This window comes from Microbacterium sp. G2-16M (assembly GCF_055809115.1).
The window spans coordinates 2,630,288-2,652,935 of record NZ_CM147897.1 but is presented as its reverse complement, the minus strand read 5'-3'; the positions used below and the strand labels follow the sequence as shown (position 1 = coordinate 2,652,935).

Sequence of the window (22,648 nt, the reverse complement as noted above, 5' to 3'; positions counted from 1 at the left end):
TCCTAGGCGGCGTCGGGATCGTCCGACTCGCGCGAGCGCGCCTCGCGTCCCGCGCCGAACCGGTCCAGCGCACCGGTCGCGGCCAGGGCCCGCACGATGAGCCACGACACCAGACCGGCCAGCAGGATGCCGGAGACGATCGCGGCGACGAAGTAGATGGCGCGCGGGCCGAACTCGTAGGCCGCGATGGAAGAGAAGTTGGTGTCCAGGATCGCGGTGGACAGTCCCGCGACGGCGCCGGCGACCAGTGCGCCGAGCAGTCGCCAGTTGCGGTACAGCAGGATCGCGAAGCCGATCTCGGCTCCCAGCCCCTCGATCACGCCCCAGATGAAGGTCTCTGGTCCCCACTGCGTGCCCACGACCATCGAGACGACCGAAGCCACGATCTCGGTGTACAGGGCGGCCCCGGGCTTGCGGATCACCAGCCCGCCGAGCACGCCGGCGAACAGCCAGCCGCCGGCGAGCAGGCCGTCCAGTCCGGGCAGGAACGACAGCCCGGTCGACAGCGGGGTCCACGCCTGGCCCCACAGCCAGAAGATCACCCCGGCGGCGACGCCGATGACGCTGGCCACGACGATGTCGACGACCCGCCACTGGAAACGGCGGGCGGATGCCGAGGTGACGGCGGATTCGGACACAGCAGAATGCATGCGATGCTCCCTTCCTGCGCTGGCATGACCCAGATCAGGTTCGACGGTCGAAGCGTGGGTCGCTTCCTCTCAGCCCGGCTCACCGGACTCCCGTGGTTGTGCCGCCGAGTATAGTCGTCTGTCCGGTACCGTGGGCAGGTGCCCTCCGCCGACGTGACGCCCGACCCGCCGGCCGCCTCGCCCGCGGGAACGGGCGAGCCCGCCGCATCGGTCGAAGCCGGCGAAACGGCCGAGCCCGCGACATCCGTCCTCGATCTCGAGGAGCCGGACGACGCGGCGCTGCGCTGGTGGGACGGCGGCACCCTGACGGCGGTGCACATCCCCAGTTCTCTGGACATGTCGACCTCGCTTCCGGCGTCGGTGTCGCTGCTGGCGGTGCGCCCGCGCCGGTCACTGCGACGACCCGGCGTGCTCGTCCCGCTCGGGCTGGTGGTCCTGCTGGTCGCGGCCTACTGCACCACGATGGCGCTGTGGCCGCTGAACGCCGTCGCGCCGACCATCGCGGCGGTCACGGTGACGCCGCACGGCGCGGCGGCGGCATCCCTGGCGTGGCCGAAGGCGGGCGCGGCGGGGGTCGCCGTCGAGGGGTTCGGCGCGCCGCTGGCCTCCACCACCGAGCAGAGCGCCATCGCCAGCATCACCAAGGTCGTCACCGCGCTGGTCGTGCTCGACAAGAGCCCGGTCACCGCGAAGGACCAGGGACCGAAGTTCACATTCACGTACGCCGACAACGCGGAATACTGGAGCTACCTGCGCAACAACGAGTCGGCGCTCGACGTGCCCATCGGCGGTTCGCTGACCCAGTATCAGCTGCTCGAGGGGATGCTGATCGGTTCGGCCAGCAACTATGCCGCCCGCCTGGCCGACACCTGGTGGGGCTCGGACCAGTCCTTCGCCGTCGCCGCGAGCGGCTGGCTGGACGAGCACGACGTGACCGGCATCACGATCGCCGACCCGACCGGCTTCAACGCCGCCAACACGGCGACTCCGGCCGCCCTGATCCAGGTGGCGCGGCTGGCGATGGACGATCCGACGATCGCCGAGATCGTGGCGAAGAAGTCCGTGAAGCTGCCCGGCGCCGGCACGGTCAAGAACACGAACGACTTGCTCGCCGACCCGGATGTGGTGGGGATGAAGACCGGCACCCTCGACGGGTACAACCTGCTGGCGGTCAAGGACCTGAAGATCGGCGACGTCTCCCTGCAGATCGATGCGGTCGCCCTGAACCAGCCCGATTCCGACGCGCGGTGGGCCGCGGTGCGCTCGCTGTTCGCCCAGGTGGACAAGCAGCTGCAGCCGACGACATCCGTCGCGGCCGGCACCCCGGTCGGGACCGTGCACACGGCGTGGGGTGCGTCGGCCCCGGTAGTGACGGCATCCGGCGCCGACCTCGTCCTGTGGAACAGCGCCAAGGCGAGCGCGAAGACCCAGCTGCGGCTCGGCACGGATTGGGATCGGGGCGCCCATGCCGGCACCCTGACCGCCAGCGGCCCGGTGAATGCGGCGACCGTCGACACGACGCTGGCCGCGCAGCTGGACGGCCCCGGGTTCTGGTGGCGGGTCACGCACCCGATCGAGCTGCTCGGCTGGTTCGGGGCCGACTGAGCCCCGAGCCGGCTCAGGCGAAGCGGACGGTCTGATTCAGGCGGGTGCGCACGTCGAAGATCTCGTTGCCGCCGATCTCTCGCGCGCCGGTGACCCCCAGCCGCAGCAGGCGCGGCAGCGCGCTGCGCGCGCACACCACCGTGCGCATCCCGCGGACCTTGCCCAGCTCGTCGATCGGGTGCACCACGTCGTCGTCGGGCACCACCACGATCGCCGCGCCGAACCGGACGCGGGCGGCGCGTGAGACGGTGCGGATGCCGGCGATCAGATCCGCGATCGGAGTGCCGGCCACGGCATCCCCCACCAGCTCGCCGCGGCGCACGTGCACCGGGCCGCCGACGTCCTCGGACAGGATGCCGTAGAGCCCGGACGGCGCGAGCACGATGTGGTCGATCTTCTCATCCGGATTCCGCCCGGCGGCCACGTCGTGCCACACGGTGTAGCCCATGCCCAGGTCGGCGACGATCCGCGCGGTGGCCTCCTCGGCGAGCGCGTCGGCCAGCAGACGCCGGATCTGGAGCGGGGCGCGGCGCACGAGGGCGGGGTCGTACGGGTCGGGCAGCTCGACGCCGCGGCCGGCCCACTCCCGGATGAGCCCCAGATACTGCTCCCGCCGCCGGCCGCCCGGCTGCCCCTGCGACCGGGCGCGGGGACGCGTGTCGGTGCGCGGCACGGGGGCACGCCATCCGCTCCACTGCGCCGCAGCGTCCGGATGCACGGGATCCTGCCCGAAGCCGTGCCCACGGTCGTAGGCGGCGCGGGCGGCGGCACTGCCGACCAGCTCCCACGCGCGCTGCACCTGGATGAACATCGCGGCATCGCCGCCGGTGTCGGGGTGGGTCTGCCGCAGTCGCAGACGGTACGCCTTGCGCAGCGCCTCGTCGTCCGCCGTCGGGGCGACCTGCAGCACCTCGTACGCCGATGCGGACAGCGGACTGTCGAACACCGGTCAGCTCCAGAGCGGCAGGGGCGGCGTGTGGGCGAAGGCGGAGGCCACGGTCTCGGCCGTGACCGCGTCCGGGTCGGCGGGCGTCCACTTCGGGTCGCGGTCCTTGTCGACCAGCTGCGCGCGGATCCCCTCGACCAGGTCGGGCTGGGTGGCGCCGAACCACATCACCAGGCCGTACTCCTGGGCGAGATCGGCGCGCAGGTCCGGCAGCTCGCGGGCGCGGCGCACCGCCTCGAGCGTGATGGCCATGCCCGTCGGCGAGAGCTGGTCCATGGTGTCGGCGGCGGCGGATGCCTCCGGCTCGGGCCGCGCACGGAGGCGTCGCCCGATCTCGGCGACGGTGTCGGCCGAGAACGCGTCGTCGATCCAGGCGCGCGCCGCCTCGAGCCGGGACGGCGCGGGCGTCTCGTCGAACAGGAGCACGATCCCCGTCCGGGAGGGCGGGTCGGCGCGGGTCTCGAGCGCCTCGCGCAGGGCGTCCAGGCGGTCGCTGGGGACGAAGTGGTCGGCGAAGCCGGCGTAGATCGCGCCCGCAGCATCCATCGTCGCTCCGGTCAGCCCGAGGTATTCGCCGATGCGCCCGGGGGCGCGACCGAGCAGCCAGGTGCCGCCGACGTCCGGGGTGAACCCGATGCGGGTCTCGGGCATCGCCAGCTTCGACCGCTCGGTGACCACGCGGATCGCGGCGTGCCCGGCCAGGCCGATGCCGCCGCCCATCGTGATCCCGTCGGCGAGCGCGACGATCGTCTTGGGGTACTCGGCGATGCGGTCGTTCAGCGCGTACTCGGCGCGGAAGAAGGCGGCGGTGTCGTCGGCGCGGCCGGCACGGATCTGGTCGTACAGGCTGCGCACGTCGCCGCCGGCGCACAGTCCGCGGTCGCCGGCGCCGTCGAGCACGACGAGCTCGACATCCGGGTCGTGCTCCCATTCGTCCAGGGCCCGGGCGATCTGCCCGATCATCTCGAGGTCGAGCGCGTTGATCGCGCGCGGGCGGTTGAGCGTGATCCGTCCGAGCCCGCCGCGGGAGCGGACGAGGACGGTGGGCTCGGCCGTGGGTGCAGGCTCGGGTGCGGACGGGGGTTCGGTCCTGGGCGACTCGGTCACGGTCGCCACGTTACCCGCTGCATGGTCGGCACCCGCAGGCGGCCGGGGCCGCTCCGTGCGAATCAGGGGAGGACGCGAGGGAGGTTTTCCGACAAGATAGGGAGGTACTGCCCGCGACGACGAGAGGTTCGGCATGCCCGAAGGTCAGGTGCTGGAATTCGCGGGGCTCTCCAAGCGATTCGGTGCGGTCGTCGCCGTCGACGGGTTCTCGGCCCGGGTCGAGCCGGGCGCGGTCACCGGATTCCTCGGGCCGAACGGGGCGGGCAAGACGACCACCCTGCGCATCCTGCTCGGGCTGGTGCAGCCCTCCGCCGGGACGGCGACCGTCGGCGGCGTGCCGTATGAGAAGCTCCGGCATCCGCTGCAGACCGTCGGCGCCGTGCTCGAGGCATCCAGCTTCCACCCGGGCCGGTCCGCGGCGAACCATCTGAAGGCGTATGCGCAGGCCGCCGGGCTTCCGGCTGCGCGGGTCGACGACGCCCTGGGCACGGTGGGCCTGGCGGATGTCGCCGGGCGCAAGATCGGCGGGTATTCGCTGGGGATGCGTCAGCGACTCGGGCTCGCCGGGGCGCTGCTGGGCGACCCGGGAGTGCTCGTCCTGGACGAGCCGTCGAACGGCCTGGACCCCGAGGGCATCACCTGGATGCGCGGCCTGCTGCGCGAGCTCGCCCACCAGGGGCGCACCGTGCTGGTGTCGTCTCATCTGCTCGCCGAGGTGCAGCAGACCGTCGATCGGCTGCTGATCATCTCGCGTGGCCGGCTGGTGTTCGCCGGCGGGCTGGAGGACCTCTCCGATCCGTCCGAGCACGCCACGGTCGTGGACGCCCCCGACCGCGCGCAGCTGACGGCAGCCCTGTCGGCCGCCGACATCCCGTTCGAGGTGCTCCGCACCGGCCTGACCATCCGGGGCACCGACCCGACCACGGTCGGCCGGCTCGCCGCGGACGCGGGGGTGTCGCTGTCGCTGCTGCAGCGGCGCGGACCCGCCTTGGAAGAGGTCTTCTTCGACCTGGTCAACGGGCTGCGGGTGCACGGGTCGGGACAGGGCGCGGCGGGGACGGATGCTGCGGGTGCGGGTGCGGCGGGTGCCGTGGGCGCGGCGGGTGCTGTGGCCGCGGGCGCCCTGGGCGTTGCGGCCAGTGCGGACGACGATGCCGAGACCGAGCCGACTGTGGATGAGGCGGCGCGGGCCGAGGCGACTGTCGATGAGGCGGCCCAGGCCGAGGCCGAGGCGGCCGAAGCTGAACAGGCGGCCGAAGCCGAGCAGGCGGGGAAGCCTGACGTCACGGCCGAGGGCGAGCAGGCAGGTGCCGAGGATGCGGCGGCCATGGCGCTGGCGGACGGCGAGGACGCCGAGCCCGACAGCCCGGCCGACGCCACCGCGACTCCCGCCTTCGCGGTCGCGGCCACCGGCGTGATCGACATCATTCCGCCGGAGGAGGCGGAGGGCGACGTCGTCGCCGAGGAGGACGTCGTCGCCGAGGAGGACGTCGTGGCCGGCGAGCCGGACGCGCTTCCGGAGGACGACTGGCGGCACGAGGAGAAGACCGAGGCCGACCTCGCCGCGGACGACTTCTTCCACGCGTTCGACGGCTCCGCCGAGGGGGCTGTGGCGTCCGAGGCAGGGCTCGAGGCCACCGCCGCAGCCGACGAGGGGTCGGAGTCCGCAGCATCCGAACCCGAAGAGACAGCCGAACCTGAAGAGACAGCCGAACGTGCGGCGTCCGAACCCGAGCATCCCGACCATCCCGAGGTATCCGAACCTGAACCCGGCGACGACGAGGAAGGTGACCGGTCATGAGCCTTGCCACCTCGGCACGGTCGGAGACGACCAAGCTGTTCACGACGGCGATGTGGTGGATCCTTGCCCTCGTGCTCGTGGTGTACGTCGGGATGACCGCGGCCGGTCTCGGCTTCGTGTTCTCGGCGTCCGCGACCGGCGCGCTGCCCGGCGAGGGCAACGGCCCCCAGGTGCCGGCCGACGGCGTGGCCGGCGTGCTGTACAGCATCGCGGCGTCGGTGGGATACGTGTTCCCACTGCTGATCGGCACGCTGATGGTGACGGCGGAGTTCCGGCACAAGACGCTGACCCCCACGTTCCTGGCCACCCCGCGCCGGGGCACCGTGCTGTGGGCGAAGGCGGTCGTCGGCGTCGGGATCGGGGCGGTCTACGCCGTGCTCGCGATCATCGCGGCCGCCGGCCCGGCGGCCGGGTTCCTCGCCGGTTTCGGGCTGGACACCGACCTCGCCTCGTCCGACACGTGGGCGATGTTCGGGCGGATCGTGCTCGCGTTCGCGCTGTGGGTGCTCATCGGCATCGGTGTGGGTGCGCTGGTGCGCAACCAGGTCGCCGCCGTGGTGATCGTGCTGGCGTTCACTCAGTTCATCGAGCCGATCGGCCGGGTCGCCGCCGCGTTCGTGAAGGGCCTCGACAAGGTCACCCAGTTCCTGCCGGGGGCGGCCAGCGATGCGCTCGTCGGGCAGAGCATCTACACGTCGATGGGCCAGTCCACCGGCGCGGCCCAGCTGGAGTGGTGGGCCGGCGGCATCGTGCTGCTCGGCTACGCGGTGGTCCTGATCGTGATCGGCAACTACGCCAGCTGGCGACGCGACGTCAGCTGAGGCACCGGGCGCGGCTCAGGCCTGCGCCGGGCGCGGCTTGCCCGCCCGCGGCTTTCGCGTGGGCTTCGCGGTCATCTCGGTGACGTCGGCGAGTTCGTCCCCGGCATCCATCCGCAGGGCCTTGACTAGGGCCAGTCCGTGGCGCGTGGTCAGGATCACCCGCTGGAACTCGGCGTTGCCCTCGAGATCGATCACGACACTCGGGCGGCGGCGCCGGATGACGGCGAAGTCGCGGCCGCCGGCGGACTTCCAGGTGCCCATCGCCGCGGCGGAGGGGATGTAGGTCCCCGGGTCGGGCACACCGCGCAGCCAGGTCCAGGCGTCGTCGGTGAGCTGCACCTTCACGATCTGCGAGCGCTCGAGCGCCACATTCTGCTTGCGGAATGCGAGCAGGTGCTCGGTCGCCGAGAGCACGACCTCGAGCTGCGTCGCGTCCAGCAGCAGGGTCACCATGTCTCCAGTGTGCCAGCGTTCCCGCCGGCCGACGGGCCGTTTCGCTCACAGTGCGGCAACAATCCCTCCCCGAAATCGTACGATCTGGCCGACTGCACATGAAACCTGGCCGAGATTGATGTGCACTAGGCCAAATCGTACGATTTCGACGCAAGGGGAGGGGGCGAGGCGCGGCGGTGCGAGACTGGGACGGTGACGCTGATCGAGCCCGCTCCCGCGCGCGACCTGCCCGCACCCGCGTCGGCCCTCGCGGCCGCGGCGGCGGGCGCGCGGTTGGACGCAGACCAGGCCGAATCCCTCCTGCAGGTGGACGGCGCCGACTTCGAGCGACTGCTCGAGCTGGCGGCATCCGTCCGTGACGAGGGCCTCGCCGCAGCCGGGCGGCCCGGGGTCATCACCTACTCGCGTAAGGCGTTCGTCCCGCTGACGACGCTGTGTCGCGACCGCTGCCACTACTGCGTCTTCGTGGACACGCCGGGTCAGCTGGCAAAGCTGCACAAGCCGGCCTACATGTCGCCCGAGCAGGTGCTGCACGTCGTGCGGCAGGCGCAGGCGAAGGGCTGCAAGGAAGCGCTGATCACGCTCGGCGACCGGCCCGAGGACCGGTGGCCCGAAGCCCGCGCCTGGCTGGACGAGCACGGCTACGCGTCCACCCTCGAGTACGTCGGCGCCATCGCACGGCTGATCACGGCCGAGACCGGGATGCTCGCACATCTGAACCCCGGCGTGATGTCGCGCGCCGAGCTCGACGTGCTGCGCCCCACGGCCCCCTCCATGGGCATGATGCTCGAGACGACCTCGCGGCGGCTGTTCGCCGAAGCGGGCCAGGTCCACTACGGCTCGCCGGACAAGGACCCGGCGGTGCGACTGCAGGTGATCGAGGATGCCGGAGCCGCCGGGATCCCGTTCACCACAGGCATCCTCGTCGGCATCGGCGAGACGCTGCAGGACCGCGCCGAGTCGCTCATCGCGCTGCGCGAGCTGCACGAGCGCCACGGGCACGTGCAGGAGGTGATCGTGCAGAACTTCCGCGCCAAGCCGGGCACCGCGATGCGCGGCGCCCCCGATGCCGAGCTGCGCGAGTACCTCGCCGCCATCGCGGTGGCCCGGCTGGTGATGGGGCCGCGCATGCGGATCCAGGTGCCGCCGAACCTGTCGGATGCCGCCGAGCTCGCGCTGCTGGTCCGCGCGGGCGCCGACGACTGGGGCGGTGTCTCGCCGCTGACCGCCGACCACGTCAACCCGGAGCGCCCCTGGCCGGCGCTGGACAAGCTCGCCGCCCGCACCGCCGAGCTCGGCTTCGCGCTGCGCGAGCGGCTCACCGCGCACCCCGAGTACGTGCGGGATGCTGACGCCTGGATCGACCCGGAGCTGCACGACGCCGTCGCGGCGCTGGCCGACGAGCAGACCGGGCTGGCGCGGGCGGAATCCGCCGCGGCATCCCCTCTCCCCGCCGCCGGCACCCGAACCGATCGCGTGCAGAACTCCGGAGGATCGCGCGCTGCGGCGCCCGCCACGCCGGAATCGGCCCGAATCGGCGCGGATCTCCGGAGTTCTGCACGGCTCGACGACGTGCCCCGCCTCGCCGAGACCGCGGCGTCGGACCCGCTCGCCCTCGACGACGCACAGTGGGCGGCCCTGCTGACCGCGACCGGCGCCGACCTGGATGCCCTCACCGCGACCGCGGACGACGTCCGCCGGTACACGGTGGGCGAGGCGGTCAGCCTCGTCGTGAACCGCAATCTCACCACGACCGGGTTCCGGTCCGCGCCCGACGCCGACCCGGCGACGTTCACCCTCGACGAGGTGGGCGCGATCGCCGCCGACGCGTGGGAGCTGGGCGCCACCGAGCTGTGCATCCAGGGGCGGGTGCCGGATGCCGCGGACCCGGCGAGCTACCTCGACATCGTCCGCGCCGCCCGGCGGGCGGCCCCGCACCTGCACCTGCACGCGTACCGGCCGCAGGACGTCTGGGACTTCGCCGAACGCTCCGGCCTCGGGCTGGACGCGGCCCTGCACGCGCTGCGCGACGCCGGCGTCGGCAGCGTGCCCGGCACCGGGGTCAAGGTGCTCAGCGAACGGGTGCGCGGCCTGGTCGCGCCCGGCGACCTCGAGATCGACCGATGGGTCGAGGCGATCACGGCCGCCCACCGCGCCGGCCTGCCGTCGACGAGCGTGCTGTTCTACGGGCACGTCGAGACCGCCGCGGAGCGCATCGCCCACCTGCGGATGCTGCGCCGCATCCAGGATGAGACCGGTGGCTTCGCCGAGTTCGTCCCGATCCCGCTACCGCCCGCCGCCACACCGCCCGCCGCCGCACCGCACGGGGCCACCCCGCACGGGGCCGCACCGCCCGCCGCCGCACCGCACGGGGCCGGCGGCGTGCCGCTGGTGCCCGGCCGTGCGCCGATCGACGAGCACCGGGCGATGGTCGCCGTGTCGCGGCTGCTGCTCAGCGGCAGCATCCCGCACATCCAGGTCCCGTGGCCGCGGGTCGGGCGGGACGCCGCCCGCACCCTGCTGCAGTCCGGCGGCGACGACCTCGGCGGCGCCCTGCTGGACGGGCGCGTCCTGCCGAAGGCGGGCGTCGAGCACGGCAGCGAGCTGCCGGTGGCGGATGCCGCGGCCCTGGGCGCGCACCTGTTCCGGCCGTTCCGCCGCCGGACCACGGACTACCGCGAGGCGACCCGATGACGCACGCCGAGGTGGTGGTCGTCGGGGCCGGCTTCGCGGGCCTGGCCGCGGTCATGGCGCTGCGCGCGCAGGGCATCGAGGACGTCGTCGTGCTCGAGCGGGCGGCATCCCTCGGCGGCACCTGGCGCGACAACACCTATCCGGGGGTCGCGTGCGACGTGCCCAGCCACCTGTACGGGTTCGCCGGTCACCCGAATCCCCGCTGGTCGGGGGTGTTCGCGCGCGGCGACGAGATCCGCGCCTACCTCGAGCACGTGGCCGCCGCCGAGCGCATCGCGCCCTGGCTGGAGACCCCGATGCTGGACGCGCGATGGGATGCCGGCGCCTGGCGCATCCGCACCGGCGGCGCCCGCCCGGGGCAGCTCACCGCCGACGCCCTGGTCCTCGCATGCGGCCGGCTCACCGAGCCGCGGGTCCCCGACATCCCGGGGCTGGAGTCCTTCCCCGGGCCGATGTTCCACTCGGCCCGGTGGGATCACCGGGCCGCGCTCGACGGCGCGCGCGTCGGCGTGATCGGCACCGGCGCCTCGGCCGTCCAGCTGGTGCCGCAGCTGGCCCGCACCGCCGACGTGACCCTGTTCCAGCGCACGCCGGCCTGGATCGTCCCGCGTGAGGACCGCCCCTACACCCCCGCCGAGCAGGCGACGTTCGCCGCGCATCCCGACGCGCTGGCCCGGCTGCGCGACGAGCTCTACCGCGAGGGCGAGGCGCGGTATGCGTCGCGTTCCGGCGATGCGGATGCCGCGGCCGCCGCCCGCGCCGTCGCGCTGACCCATCTGCACGCCCAGGTGTCCAACCCCGCGCTGCGCGCGGCCCTGACCCCGGACTACGCGTTCGGCTGCAAGCGGGTGCTGCTGTCGGACACGTTCTACCCGGCGCTGGCCTCCGGCGCTGTGCGACTGGAGCCGTCCGCCCTCGCCGCCGTCGCCGGCCACACGCTCGTCTCCGCGTCCGGCGCCCGGCACGACGTGGACGCGCTGGTGCTGGCCACCGGGTTCCAGTCGACCCGCCAGCCGTACGCCGAGCTGGTGCACGGCGAGGCCGGCACGCTCGCCGAGCACTGGGACCGCGGCATGACCTCGTTCGGCTCGACCGTGGTCGCCGGCTTCCCCAACCTGTTCGTGCTCGACGGGCCCAACGCATCGCTCGGCCACAACTCGTCGGTGCTGATGATGGAGGCCCAGGCCGGGTACACGGCTCGCACGCTCGCGAACCGGCGGGGCGTGCTGCGGGTGGACCCCGACGCCGAGACCGCCTACACCGCCGAGATCGACCGCGCAGCGGCATCCACCCCCTGGCTGGCCGGCGGATGCCGCAACTGGTACGTCGACGAGCGGTCCGGGCGCCTCACCCTGCTCTGGCCGGGCACGGTCGACGCCTTCCGGGCGCGGCTGGCCGCGGCATCCGGTTCCGAGTTCCTGCCCGTCCCGGTGGAGAAAGGCGCATGATGACACTGCGATTCGGCTACAAGGCCTCCAGCGAGCAGTTCGGTCCGACCGAGCTGCTGCGGTTCGGCGTGCTCGCCGAGGAGATGGGGTTCGACTCGGTCTTCCTCTCCGACCACTTCCAGCCGTGGATGCACGAAGGCGGGCACGCCCCCGCCGCCCTGCCGTGGCTCGGGGCGCTGGGCGCACGAACCTCGCGGGTGCTGATCGGCACCTCGGTGCTGACCCCCACGTTCCGCTACCACCCCGCCGTGATCGCGCAGGCGTTTGCGACGCTCGGCGTCCTCTACCCCGACCGGGTGATCCTCGGCGTCGGCACCGGCGAGGCGCTGAACGAGGTGACTCTGGGGCTGGACTGGCCCGACCCGCCCGAGCGCTTCCAGCGGCTGAAGGAGGCGATCACGCTGATCCGCGCCCTGTGGGCGGGCGAGCGGGTCAGCTTCGACGGCACGTTCTGGCAGGTGACGGATGCCACGGTCTACGACCGCCCGGAGCACGAGGTGCCGATCTACATCGGCGCCTCGGGACCTGCCGCCACCCGGCTGGCCGGGCGGATCGCCGACGGCTACATCACCACGAGCGGCAAGGATCCCGCGCTGTACACCGACACGCTGCTGCCCGCCCTGCACGACGGCCTGGGCAAGGCGGGCCGGGCGGCCGCCGACGTCGACACGCTGATGGAGGTCAAGGTCTCGTACCACCCCGACCGTGACACCGCGTTGGAGAAGACCCGGTTCTGGGCGCCGCTGGCGCTGTCGCCGGAGGAGAAGCGGGACGTGCACGACCCGATCGAGATGCAGCGGCTGGCCGCCGAACTGCCGATCGAGCGGGTCGCTTCGCGGTTCATCGTCTCCACCGACCCGGACGAGCACGTCGAGCAGATCGGCCGGTACATCGAGCTCGGCTTCCGGCACTTGGTCTTCCACGACCCGGGCGCCGACCAGGAGGAGTTCCTGCGGATGTACGGCGCCGAGATCCTGCCGCGCCTGCGCGCGAAGTACCGGTCGTGAGTCGGGCGCGCGTGCAGAACTCCGGAGTGTTGACGTGAACACGGTGCCCCGGGGGAGATGTGCACGATAACACTGAGAAGACTCCGGAGTTCTGCACGGGGTGGACCGTCGTCATCCCGGTCAAGCACGCCGCACACGGCAAGTCACGGCTGTCCGCGGCCGGCCGGGACCGTGCGGCGCTTGCCCGCGCGATCGCCCTGGACACGATAGCGGCCACCTGCGGGGTATGCGCGGTGTGGGTGGTGACCGACGACGACGACATCCGCGCGGCCGCCCGTGCCCTGGGTGCCACGGTCGTGCCCGAGGGCGAGCGGCGCGGCCTGAACGCCGCGATCGCGGCCGGCATCACTGCGGCCGTGGCCGCTCTGCCGAACGTGCACCGGGCCGCACTGCTGGGCGACCTGCCCGCCCTGCGCGGCACGGACCTGGCCGCCGCGCTGCGGGCCGCGGCATCCGTCGATCGTGCGGTGGTGCCGGATGCCGAAGCCACCGGCTCGACGCTGGTCACGGCGCGCACGGGGGTGGCGTGGGAGTCGGCCTTCGGCGAGGGCTCGCTCGCACGGCATGTGGCGCTCGGGTGCGTCGTGATGGATGCCCCCGCCTCGCTGCGTCGCGACATCGACACCGTCGATCAGCTCGAGGCGGCGGCCGGTCTCGGGCTCGGGCCGCGCACCGCGGCCGTGTTCACGGGACGCCGAGACGCGGCGGAACTCTAATCCGGACGGCGGACGCGCAGCACGAGCGCCGTCACCGCCAGCAGGATGACGACCACGCCGTAGCCGACGCACACGGCGCTCAGGCCGGCCACGGGCACGAGCATTCCCGCAAGCACCGACGGCACACCGAACGACAGATACGCGAGCAGGAAGATGACCGCGAACGTGTCGGCGCGTTCGGCGGCGGGGATGCGGGGCGTCAGAGACCCGAGCACACCGGAGAACGCCGTGCCGAACCCCGTGCCCGTGACGGCGACGGCGCCCAGGTAGAACCAGAGCGATCCGAACGCGAGCGCGACCAGCGACAGGGTCGTGCCGGCGGCCAGCGCGGCCGTGCCGACGATCAGCGAGGTGCGCGGCGCGCGCCGACGCAGCAGGAACGCCGCCAGCGCTCCGACGCCGGCCAGCACCACGACGGGCAGGGCCTGCCAGAGGTGGGTCGTCCCACCCGGCTGCTGGCGCACGATGTTCGCGCCGAGCGACAAGAACAGCCCGCCGGTCGCCCACCCGGCGACGATCGCCGGCGCCGACCACCAGAAGTCGGCCCGGATCGCGGCGGGCACCGACAGCCGGAACCGCAGCGACCCCCATGCGCCGGTGCGGCCCGGCGACGTCTCGGGCACGGTGGCGAACAGCGCCGCCACCACGAGGTAGGTCGCCGTCAGCGACAAGAACACGTCGGCGAGCGCGGCGTCTGCCACCTCGAGCGCGATCCCGGAGACGAGCGCTCCGAGTGCGAGGCCGATGCCCGGTGCGAGTGCGTTCCACAGGGCGGCGAGACCGGGGCGGTGCGCGGGGGCGAAGTCGAGTGCGGTCGCCGACAGCGCCGAGATGAGCAGCCCGCTGGCCAGACCCTGCACGGCGCGGGCGAGGACCAGCATCGTCACACTGTCGGCATGCCAGAACAGCACCATGCTGCCGGCCAGGACGACGAAGCCGGCGATCGCCACCGGGCGCCGCCCGATGTAGTCGGACAGCGAGCCCGCCGTCAGCAGGGTCAGCAGCAGGGTGACCGCGTAGACGGCGAACACCGTGCCGATCACGGACGTGCCGAAGCCGATGCGGTCGGCCAGCACCGGGTAGAAGGGCGAGGGCGCACTGGCACCGGCCAGCATCAGGATCTGCGCGGCGATGGCCAGCACGAATCCGAAGCGGTTGCCGAGGACGCCGGTGCGTGCCGATGCGGCCGTGCGCGCCTCGGCTTCAGAGCGGGTGACGCTCACAATGGACTCCCCCACAGTTCGAGATCTATCGAACGACAACGCGATGCCGCACGCGCCATTCCCCGGCCGGCGGGTTTCGGTGCGGCGCGACGTCGCCCGGTGACGGTCGTCACGCGTTCAGCGCGGCCGTCGCGATCGCGGCGGACGCCTCGACGTCCGTCATCCACAGCGGCGCGACGACCGCGCGGATGCCGAGGGCCGAGACCGCCGGGGCGAGGGCGGCGTCCTCCTCGGCCATGACCCAGGCGTCCAGCAGCCCTCCGTCGGCGCGCGCGCCGTAGTGCGCGGCGACGGCATCGGTGCGGGTGTCCACGCCGATCGCCGTCAGGCACACGTCGGCCATGCCGCGGACGACGCGTCCGCCGATGATGCCCGAGACCCCGACCACGCGGGCGCGGGTGGCCCGCAGGGCGTCGCGCAGGCCCGGGACCGCCAGGATCGGCCCGATCGAGACGACCGGGTTCGACGGCGCGAGCACCACGACGTCGGCCGCGGCGATCGCCTCGCGCACGCCCGGGGCCGGTGTGGCCCGGTCGATCCCGGGATTCTCGAACGCCCGCGGGGCGAGGGCGGCGCGGTGCCGCGTCCACCACTCCTGGAAGTGCATCCGCCGCCCGTCCGCCAGCAGGACGTGCGTGTCGACCTCGCTGTCGGTCATCGGCAGCATCCGCACGCCCAGCGGCCAGCGACGCGACAGCTGCTGGACGACCTGTGTCACCGACATCCCGTCGCGCAGCCAGCCGGTGCGCGCCAGGTGGGTGCCCAGGTCGAGGTCGCCGAGCGTGAACCAGGGCCATCCGGCGCCCCACTCCTGCAGCTCGGCGTTCACCCGCTCGGTGTCGCCGGACCGACCCCAGCCGCGGGCGGTGTCGTTCTGCCCGGCCAGCGCGTAGAGGATCGAGTCGACGTCCGGCTGCAGGCGCACGCCGGACAGCCACAGGTCGTCGCCGGTGTTCACGACGGCGGTGGCGGGATCGGCGCTCGTGGACGCGAGCGCCGCGCGGACGCCGAGCAGGAACTTCGCGCCGCCCACGCCGCCGGCCAGGACCACGACGCGGGCGGATGTCACGGGCAGCCGCTCAGAGGTGGAATTCGTCGCTGGCATGGGGCAGCGGCAGCGACGAGACGGCGTCGATCAGGTCGTCCACGGTCTGCCGAGGGGCGACCACGTCGACGGTGAGCCCGACCCGGCGGGCGTCCTTCGCGGTGCGCGGTCCGATCGCGGCGATCACCGTCTCGTCCGGGATGTCGGCGAACTGCTCGCGCACCTGCTGGGCGACCGAGCCGCTGGTGACCAGGATCGCGTTGATCCGGCCGTTGGCGACGTCCCGCGCGATGCGCTCGGTCACCGGCACCCCGACCGTGCGGTAGGCCACGACCGAGCGCACATCGTGACCGGCGGCGATCAGCCGCTTGGTCAGCACCGGCTTGGCGATCTCGCTGCGGAGGGTGAGGATGCGCTTGGGGTCGGGCTCGAGCGCGATCATCTCGTCGGCCATCCCGGCAGCCGAGTTGTCCTTCTCCGGCACCAGGTCGACCCGGTAGCCCACCGCCTGCAGCGCCGCCGCCGTGGTCTCGCCCACCGCCGCGACCCGCGTGGAGGCAGGGATCACCGCGCGGTACGCGTACAGCACGTCCACGGTGGTGGCACTGGTCAGGGTGAGCCAGTCGAACCGGCCGTCGCCGAGGTCGGCGAGCGCCTGCTCGAGCCCGGCGAGATCCTCGGTCGGGGCGAAGTTGATCAGCGGCGCCACGACCGGAACAGCCCCCTGCGCACGCAGCGTGGCGGCGACGCCATCGCCCCACGGGCCCCCGCGGGGCACGAGGACGCGCCATCCGGTCAGGGGCTTGGCGACGATGGCGCCGGTATGCGGGTGGGCTGTGTTCATCATGTGGTGTTCAGGGTCGGCTCACGGATAATGACGTCGGCCGCCCCGTGTTCGAGCAACCGACAGGCGCATTCGACCCCGGCGCGCATCTGCGCGTTTCGGGTTCGCGCCGTCGGCAGCACTCGCACCATTGCCACTGCCTAGCCACCGAGCATACCCCCGCCCGGGCCGTGCTCCTACCTGAGCGCCTCCCGGAGCGTCCGGCACAGGCCGTGCGGGCCGCCGGATCTCAGCGGGTGTAGAGCCGGACCAGACCCCACACGGTCAGTCCCACCGCCGTGGCGACCCCGGCCACAGCGACCACCGCCATCGCCGGGTTCTTCCGGGCGAAGGTCCGGGCATCGGCCGCGCCGCGCTCGGCGGCGCGCGAGATGCGCTTGGGCACATTCGCCTTCTCTTCGATCGCCGCCAGCGCCGCCTTCAACTCGGCGCGCGCGCGTTCGACGGGGTCGTCGATCCCGAGGGACACCGCCGTGCGCGGCACCGGGACGTCGGTCTCAGAACTCATCGGCCACATCCTTCACGATCTTCACGTCACGGGCGACGGCCTGGCCCGGATTCTCGCGCCTGGTGAGCCGGCGGAACCGCAGCAGGCCGAGCAGGGCGAACACCGCGGTGATCACGATCATGATCCCGAACACGACGATCGCCGACAGCCAGACCGGCCACCACGACGACAGGCCGGCGATCAGGAACGTGCCGAACACGGGAACCGACCAGAACAGGAAGAACAGCGCGACGACCATCCATCCCGCGCCGAACCCGGCATCCTTCGCGGTCTTCGCGACCCACGCCTTGGCTGCGTCGATCTCGGCGACAACGAGGTTGCGGATCAACTCGGGCAGATCGCCCAGAAGGGTCAGGAACCCGTCATCGGCGCGGTCGCGGAAGCCGCGTGGAGTGGTCATCTCAGCTCCCATCGCGGTCGCGGAGCGCGTCCTTGACCTCGTCCGCCGTCGTCTGGGCGGCCCGGGCGACGTCGTCGCCCGACCGCGTGCCGGCGCGGACCGCGGCATCCACCCGCTCACCCGCCGTGCCGCGCGAGCTCGCCGCGCGCGTCACCTTGACCGCGCCGTCCCACAGCGCGTTCGGCAGCGCCATCACGGCGGACTTGCCGAAGTCCTTGGCCCGATCCACCTGCTTCTGCACCGCGGGAAGCTCCCAGACCCGCTCGGCCTGTTCCTTGATCTGCTCGTAGCGCTCACGACCTGCCCGCGCGCCCAGGACATATCCCGCAGCCAGTCCGATCACAAGTCCGACTTTTCCCCGCATCAGGTCTCTCCTCACGGTTGGTGTCCACCCCAGGGTAACGCTGTATTCCATTTCAGGCATCCACCCCTGAAGACGAGGGCTTCTCGCCGAACAGGGCACGGCGGCGCAGCCGGTCGGCAGTGGCCGCGGCATCCGGGACGACCTGTGCGAGCCCGCTCCCGGACAGCCAGGCGCCGGTCGCCGCCAGGCGCGGCAGGGCTTCGACCGCGCTGCGCACCCGGTCGGCGGCGGCGGTGCGGCCCATCAGGGCCCGGGGCGGGGCGAGCGTGAAGCGGGCCCGGTCGAAGGCCCGCACCTGCTCCGGCCGCAGGGCGACGCCGAACAGCGCGGATGCCTCGGTCCGCGCGAGCTCCGCGGCCTCCGCCTCGTCCATCCCGGCGGTGGGCGGCGGCATGCCGGGTCCGCCGAACGCGACCCGCACGAGGTGCCGTCCGCCGGCGGCGGGGATCGCCCACTTGGCGGTCAGGTGCAGCGCACCCGAGGCGGCGCGGGACCCCGGTGCGGCGACCACTTCGGCGCCGCGGGGGCGGGCGTCCAGCTCGGGTGCGTCCAGGACGAGGGTGACGGTCTCGACCGGGGTGCCGGCCGGCGCCGCGGCCGGCAGGCCGGGCACGATCGGTTCGAGCAGACGCCGGGCCTCGCGCTCGGGCACCGCGAGGATCACCGCGTCGAACCGCTCCGGCGGGGGCGCCTCGTCGGTGGTGTCGAACTCGTCCGAGGATGTGTGCACGATCCATCCCGCACCGGACGACGCGCCGGCGGCCTCGAGCGCCGAGACCGTGACGCCGACCCGCACGTCCGCACCGAGGTCGTCCAGCCGGGCGGCCAGCGCGTCGACGAGCCGCGACATCCCGCCGGCCATCGATCCCGCGCCGGACTGCCGAGACGTGTCGCCGCGCACGATCGCGACCGCGCCGGACAGCGAGCCGGCACGGGTGAGCGCGGCGTTCAGGCCGGGGGCGGCCAGGTCGACGTCGATGTCGTCGGGCAGCGCCCCGAACACGCCCGCGGTGAGCGGGGCGACCAGGCGGTCGAGCACCTTCGCGCCCATCCGGGAGCGCACCAGGGTCGACAGCCGCCGTTCGTGCCCGATGGTCAGCGGCGGGCGGAGGCGGTCGAGGTAGGCCCGCCATGCGCCGCCGGTGCCGAGGATCCGGCGCACCTCGTCGCCGAACATGTTCTCCGGGATGCCGAGGACCGCGTCCGCCGGCAGGGGGGCGGCATCCGTCCCGCCCTCGATTCCGCTGACCCAGCGCGTCTCTGTCACCGGGGCGATCACCGCCTCGCTCAGCCCGAGGTCGGCCACCAGCGCGGCCACCGCACCGCCGCGTGCCGAGAACGAGTCGGCGCCGGTGTCGGCCGGGATCCCGTCCAGGTCGACCGTGCGCACGGTGCCGCCGAGCCGGTCGGCTGCTTCGTACACGGTGACCGACAGCCCTACTTTCGCGCACTCCAGCGCGGCGACGAGACCGGCGATCCCTCCGCCGACGACGGCCAGCCGGACGGCACCGGCCTGATCGGCCAGCTGATCGAGCGGGATCGGCTCCGAGCCTGGTCCGGCCGTGGGCGCGGGATCCTCTTCATGCGATGCCACGGGTCCATCCTTCCATCCGGGCCCGGACGCCGCCTGGGATCTACTGGAGCGCGGAGGTGAGGCGTGCGATGTTGTCCAGCACCGTGGAGCGCAGCGGCTGCCGCATCCATTCCTCCAGGGTCAGCTCGCGCGAGAGCTGACGGTACTCCTCCTCGATCCGGCGCATCTCGGCGACGAACTCCGCGCCGCGCACGAGCATCGAGATCTCCAGGTTCAGACCGAACGAGCGCATGTCCATGTTGCTCGAGCCGATGATGGCGACCTCGTCGTCGACGGTCATCGACTTGGAGTGCAGGATGAGCGGCCGCCGGTACAGCCAGATCTTCACCCCCGCCTTCAGCAGCGCCTCGTAGTAGCTGCGCTGAGCGTGGTAGACCATCGCCTGATCGCCCTCTTCGGACACGAACAGCTCGACCTCCACCCCCCGGTGGCACGCGGTGGTCACCGCCAGCAGCATCGCCTCGTCGGGCACGAAGTAGGGGCTGACCATGATGACCTTGCGCTGCGCGTAGTACAGCAGCGCGAGGAACAGCTTCAGGTTGTTCTCGAATCGGAAGCCCGGTCCGCTGGGCACGATCTGGCAGTCCAGGTCGCCCGAGCTCGGGGTGATCTCGAACAGCTCGACCTCGTCCTCGAGCGTCTCGTCGGTCTCGCTGTACCAGTCCGAGAGGAACACGGCGTTCACCGACGCCACCACCGGGCCCTCGATCCGCACCATCAGGTCCACCCAGTGCAGCCCGCGCCGGATGTTCTTGCGCAGGTTGTAGGTGGAGTCGGTCACGTTCTGCGAGCCCATGAACGCGACGTCGCCGTCCACCACCAGCAGCTTGCGGTGGTTGCGCAGGTCGGGACGCTGGTATTTCCCGCGCAGCGGCTGGACCGGGAGCATGAGCTGCCAGTGCGCGCCCATCGCGGTCAGCCGCTTCAGGGTGCGCCGGTAGTGCGGCTTGCCGCGGTTCGCCCAGTGGTCCAGCAGCACCCGGACGGTCACCCCGCGGGCCGTGGCCTCTTCGAGCGCTCGGAAGAAGTCGTCGGTCGCGGCATCCGCCTGCAGGATGTAGAACTCGACGTGCACGTACTTCTTCGCCTGGCGGATGGCCCCCGCCATCGCCGCCAGGCTGGCGGCGTAGTCCGAGATGAGGTGCGCGTCGTTGTCGCCGGCCAGCGGCATGGCGCCGAGCGTGCGGTTCATCGTGACCGTCGAGGTGAACCAGTCCGGCGCATGCGGGCGCAGCGTGCCGAAGTCGAGGTGCGCGCTGGTCTCGCGGATGTAGTCGTTGATCGCGTCCTGCTTGCGACGCCGCTTGCGCGGCAGCCGCGGGGTCCCGATCAGCAGGAACAGGAACACCCCGACGAAGGGGATGAAGTAGATGGCCAGCAGCCATGCCATCGCGGCGGTCGGGCGGCGGTTGCGCGGCACGATGATCACCGCGGCGATGCGGATGGCGATGTCGACGATCAGGATGACGATCGGCCACCACGTCGCGATGAACGCCGTCATCCGGCCCCCTCTCGGCGAATCCTCGCTCCAGCGTAGCGGGCGCGCGCCGCCAGCCGTGACGCCCACCGCGGAGGCGTCGCGAGGATCGAGCGGGTCGAGCGGGTCAGTGCTCGGAGGCGGGCGGGGCGGGCGGCATCCCCCGCTTGGCACGCTCCTCCGCCTCGACCTTGGCGTAGGTACGGCGCTCGTTGCGATCCATCCGCACGACCGAGCGCAGGATGAACAGGAACAGCCCCAGCACCACGACGGTCGGGATGAGCGACCAGAACGCGGCGACCCAGAAGTTGTCCATGCCTCCATCGTACCGGCGCCGCCGGAGCACCGGATCCGCTACTTGACCAGCGGGAAGAGGATCGTCTCGCGGATGCCGAGGCCGGTGATCGCCATCAGCAGCCGGTCGATGCCCATGCCCATGCCGCCCATCGGGGGCATGCCGTGCTCCATGGCCCGCAGGAACTCCTCGTCGATGCGCATCGCCTCGACATCGCCGGCGGCGGCGAGTGTGGCCTGCGCGACGAACCGCTCTCGCTGGATGACCGGGTCGATCAGCTCGGAGTACCCGGTGGCCAGCTCGAAGCCGCGAATGTACAGATCCCACTTCTCCACCACGCCGGCGATCGTCCGGTGCTCGCGGACCAGGGGGCTCGTGTCGACCGGGAAGTCCATCACGAATGTCGGACGGGTCAGCCCGCCCTTGACGAAGTGCTCCCACAGCTCTTCGACCCACTTGCCGTGGGTGGGATGCGGCGGCTCGTCCACTCCCTGCGCGTCGGCCAGCGCGCGCAGCTCGGCGAGGGAGGTCTGCGGGGTGACGGTGACACCGGATGCCGCGCTCAGCGAGTCGTACATCGAGATGCGGTCCCAGTCGCCGCCCAGGTCGTATTCGGTGCCGTCGGCCCAGGTGACGGTGGTGGATCCGGCGACGGCGATCGCAGCGTTCTGCACGAGCTCCTGCGTGAGGTCGGCGATGCCGTTGTAGTCGCTGTACGCCTGGTAGGCCTCGAGCATCGCGAACTCGGGGCTGTGGGTGGAATCGGCGCCCTCGTTGCGGAAGTTGCGGTTGATCTCGAACACCCGGTCGATCCCGCCGACGGCAGCGCGCTTCAGGTACAGCTCGGGAGCGATGCGCAGGTACAGCTCGGCGTCGAACGCGTTCGAGTGCGTCACGAACGGGCGCGCCGACGCCCCGCCGTGCTGGATCTGCAGCATCGGCGTCTCGACCTCGATGAAGTCGTGCGCGGCGAAGGTCCGGCGCAGGCTGGCGTTGACCTGGGCGCGGGCGCGCACGGTCTGGCGCGCCTGCTCGCGCACGATCAGGTCGAGGTACCGGCTGCGCACACGGCTCTCCTCGTTGAGCTCGGTGTACATGTTCGGCAGCGGCAGCAGCGCCTTGGACGCGATGGCCCAGTCCTCGACCATGATCGACAGCTCGCCGCGGCGGCTGGAGATGACCTGGCCGCGCACGTAGACGTGGTCGCCGAGGTCGACCAGCTCCTTCCAGCGCGCGAGCTGCTCCTCGCCGACGACGGCCAGCGACACCATGGCCTGGATGCGGCTGCCGTCGCCGGACTGCAGCGACGCGAAGCACAGCTTGCCGGTGTTGCGGCTGAACACGACCCGGCCGGCGACCGCGGCGGTGACGCCCGTCTCGGCCCCCGCCTCGAGGTCGCCGTAGCGGGCGCGCAGGTCGGGGATGGTGTCGGTGACCGGCACGCTCACCGGATACGCGCCACCGGCGGCATCCGCCCGCTCGGCGATGAGCCGCTCGCGCTTGGCCATGCGCACGGCCTTCTGCTCGATGACGTCCTCTTCGGTCGTCTCGGGCGCGTCGGCCGGTGCGGTGCGGGGGGTGTCGGTCATGCGGCGGGGCTCCTCGGAAGTCGCCGTCCAGTCTATCGGCGCGGCACACTGGTACTCGGAG

21 protein-coding genes and 1 riboswitch are annotated in these 22,648 nt (G+C 72.5%); of the genes, 7 read left to right on the top strand and 14 right to left on the bottom strand.

The genetic code is table 11. From position 1 onward, the window contains the following. Positions 1-2: 2 nt before the first annotated feature. Positions 3-638, bottom strand: coding sequence for an ECF transporter S component (locus AC0L6F_RS12550; protein WP_473538143.1), 636 nt, complete (start codon positions 636-638; stop codon positions 3-5). A gap of 6 nt (positions 639-644) precedes the next feature. Further along, a riboswitch (TPP riboswitch) is annotated at positions 645-754 on the bottom strand. 34 nt (positions 755-788) lie between these two features. Between AC0L6F_RS12550 and AC0L6F_RS12545 the strand changes: the two genes are divergently transcribed. Further along, complete coding sequence (locus AC0L6F_RS12545) at positions 789-2,255, top strand: D-alanyl-D-alanine carboxypeptidase family protein (protein WP_473538142.1); 1,467 nt, start codon at positions 789-791, stop codon at positions 2,253-2,255. A gap of 13 nt (positions 2,256-2,268) precedes the next feature. On the opposite strand, the gene AC0L6F_RS12540 is transcribed toward AC0L6F_RS12545, so the two are convergent. After that, positions 2,269-3,201, bottom strand: coding sequence for a DnaJ domain-containing protein (locus AC0L6F_RS12540; RefSeq protein WP_473538141.1), 933 nt, complete (start codon positions 3,199-3,201; stop codon positions 2,269-2,271). Positions 3,202-3,204: 3 nt separating this feature from the next. Next, positions 3,205-4,308, bottom strand: a complete 1,104-nt coding sequence (locus tag AC0L6F_RS12535; RefSeq protein ID WP_473538140.1) for an enoyl-CoA hydratase/isomerase family protein — start codon at positions 4,306-4,308, stop codon at positions 3,205-3,207. Positions 4,309-4,441: 133 nt separating this feature from the next. Between AC0L6F_RS12535 and AC0L6F_RS12530 the strand changes: the two genes are divergently transcribed. After that, positions 4,442-6,109, top strand: coding sequence for an ABC transporter ATP-binding protein (locus AC0L6F_RS12530; protein ID WP_473538139.1), 1,668 nt, complete (start codon positions 4,442-4,444; stop codon positions 6,107-6,109). Further along, positions 6,106-6,930 (top strand): ABC transporter permease, encoded by an 825-nt coding sequence (locus tag AC0L6F_RS12525; protein ID WP_473538138.1) that lies wholly within the window; start codon positions 6,106-6,108, stop codon positions 6,928-6,930. The genes AC0L6F_RS12530 and AC0L6F_RS12525 overlap by 4 nt, the downstream gene beginning before the upstream one ends. A 15-nt stretch (positions 6,931-6,945) precedes the next feature. Here the strand turns inward: AC0L6F_RS12525 and AC0L6F_RS12520 are convergent, their stop codons facing one another. After that, entirely contained in the window at positions 6,946-7,383 is a 438-nt protein-coding gene (locus tag AC0L6F_RS12520; protein ID WP_473538137.1) for a hypothetical protein, read from the bottom strand. A 192-nt stretch (positions 7,384-7,575) separates the two neighbouring features. Between AC0L6F_RS12520 and cofG the strand changes: the two genes are divergently transcribed. Genes cofG through cofC form a run of 4 tightly spaced genes read left to right on the top strand, consistent with a single transcriptional unit; the run spans position 7,576 to position 13,248 of the window. Then, positions 7,576-10,077, top strand: a complete 2,502-nt coding sequence (gene cofG, locus AC0L6F_RS12515; RefSeq protein ID WP_473538136.1) for a 7,8-didemethyl-8-hydroxy-5-deazariboflavin synthase CofG — start codon at positions 7,576-7,578, stop codon at positions 10,075-10,077. Next, positions 10,074-11,525: a flavin-containing monooxygenase gene (locus AC0L6F_RS12510; RefSeq protein WP_473538135.1), complete on the top strand. Its 1,452-nt coding sequence runs from the start codon at positions 10,074-10,076 to the stop codon at positions 11,523-11,525. Before cofG ends, AC0L6F_RS12510 begins: the two co-directional genes overlap by 4 nt. Continuing rightward, entirely contained in the window at positions 11,525-12,532 is a 1,008-nt protein-coding gene (gene fgd, locus AC0L6F_RS12505) for a glucose-6-phosphate dehydrogenase (coenzyme-F420) (RefSeq protein WP_473540001.1), read from the top strand. Before AC0L6F_RS12510 ends, fgd begins: the two co-directional genes overlap by 1 nt. A gap of 59 nt (positions 12,533-12,591) precedes the next feature. Beyond that, a complete protein-coding gene (cofC, locus tag AC0L6F_RS12500; RefSeq protein WP_473538134.1) occupies positions 12,592-13,248 on the top strand; it encodes a 2-phospho-L-lactate guanylyltransferase in 657 nt (218 codons plus the stop codon). Here the strand turns inward: cofC and AC0L6F_RS12495 are convergent. From AC0L6F_RS12495 to lysS, 10 genes are all read right to left on the bottom strand, one after another. Beyond that, the gene (locus AC0L6F_RS12495; RefSeq protein ID WP_473538133.1) at positions 13,245-14,471 is read right to left on the bottom strand and encodes an MFS transporter; all 1,227 of its coding nucleotides are present in this window, start codon (positions 14,469-14,471) and stop codon (positions 13,245-13,247) included. The genes cofC and AC0L6F_RS12495 overlap by 4 nt on opposite strands. Before the next feature lie 109 nt (positions 14,472-14,580). Beyond that, the gene (cofD, locus tag AC0L6F_RS12490; RefSeq protein ID WP_259611043.1) at positions 14,581-15,540 is read right to left on the bottom strand and encodes a 2-phospho-L-lactate transferase; all 960 of its coding nucleotides are present in this window, start codon (positions 15,538-15,540) and stop codon (positions 14,581-14,583) included. A gap of 10 nt (positions 15,541-15,550) precedes the next feature. Continuing rightward, positions 15,551-16,360, bottom strand: coding sequence for a uroporphyrinogen-III synthase (locus AC0L6F_RS12485; RefSeq protein ID WP_435526279.1), 810 nt, complete (start codon positions 16,358-16,360; stop codon positions 15,551-15,553). Between the two features lie 229 nt (positions 16,361-16,589). Further along, positions 16,590-16,868 carry a hypothetical protein gene (locus tag AC0L6F_RS12480; protein ID WP_259611041.1) on the bottom strand — a complete coding sequence of 93 codons (279 nt, stop codon included), beginning with the start codon at positions 16,866-16,868 and terminating at the stop codon, positions 16,590-16,592. Further along, positions 16,858-17,268 carry a phage holin family protein gene (locus AC0L6F_RS12475; RefSeq protein ID WP_274636892.1) on the bottom strand — a complete coding sequence of 137 codons (411 nt, stop codon included), beginning with the start codon at positions 17,266-17,268 and terminating at the stop codon, positions 16,858-16,860. The genes AC0L6F_RS12480 and AC0L6F_RS12475 overlap by 11 nt, the downstream gene beginning before the upstream one ends. 1 nt (position 17,269) lies before the next feature. Continuing rightward, a complete protein-coding gene (locus AC0L6F_RS12470) occupies positions 17,270-17,632 on the bottom strand; it encodes a hypothetical protein (protein ID WP_259611040.1) in 363 nt (120 codons plus the stop codon). Positions 17,633-17,684: 52 nt separating this feature from the next. Then, on the bottom strand, positions 17,685-19,226 hold the full coding sequence (locus AC0L6F_RS12465) for a protoporphyrinogen/coproporphyrinogen oxidase (protein WP_473538131.1): 1,542 nt from the start codon (positions 19,224-19,226) through the stop codon (positions 17,685-17,687). Between the two features lie 40 nt (positions 19,227-19,266). Then, a complete protein-coding gene (gene cls / locus AC0L6F_RS12460) occupies positions 19,267-20,727 on the bottom strand; it encodes a cardiolipin synthase (protein WP_274636890.1) in 1,461 nt (486 codons plus the stop codon). Positions 20,728-20,830: 103 nt separating this feature from the next. Then, complete coding sequence (locus AC0L6F_RS12455; RefSeq protein WP_259611037.1) at positions 20,831-21,019, bottom strand: hypothetical protein; 189 nt, start codon at positions 21,017-21,019, stop codon at positions 20,831-20,833. A gap of 38 nt (positions 21,020-21,057) precedes the next feature. Next, the gene (gene lysS / locus AC0L6F_RS12450) at positions 21,058-22,587 is read right to left on the bottom strand and encodes a lysine--tRNA ligase (RefSeq protein WP_473538130.1); all 1,530 of its coding nucleotides are present in this window, start codon (positions 22,585-22,587) and stop codon (positions 21,058-21,060) included. Positions 22,588-22,648 lie beyond the last annotated feature (61 nt).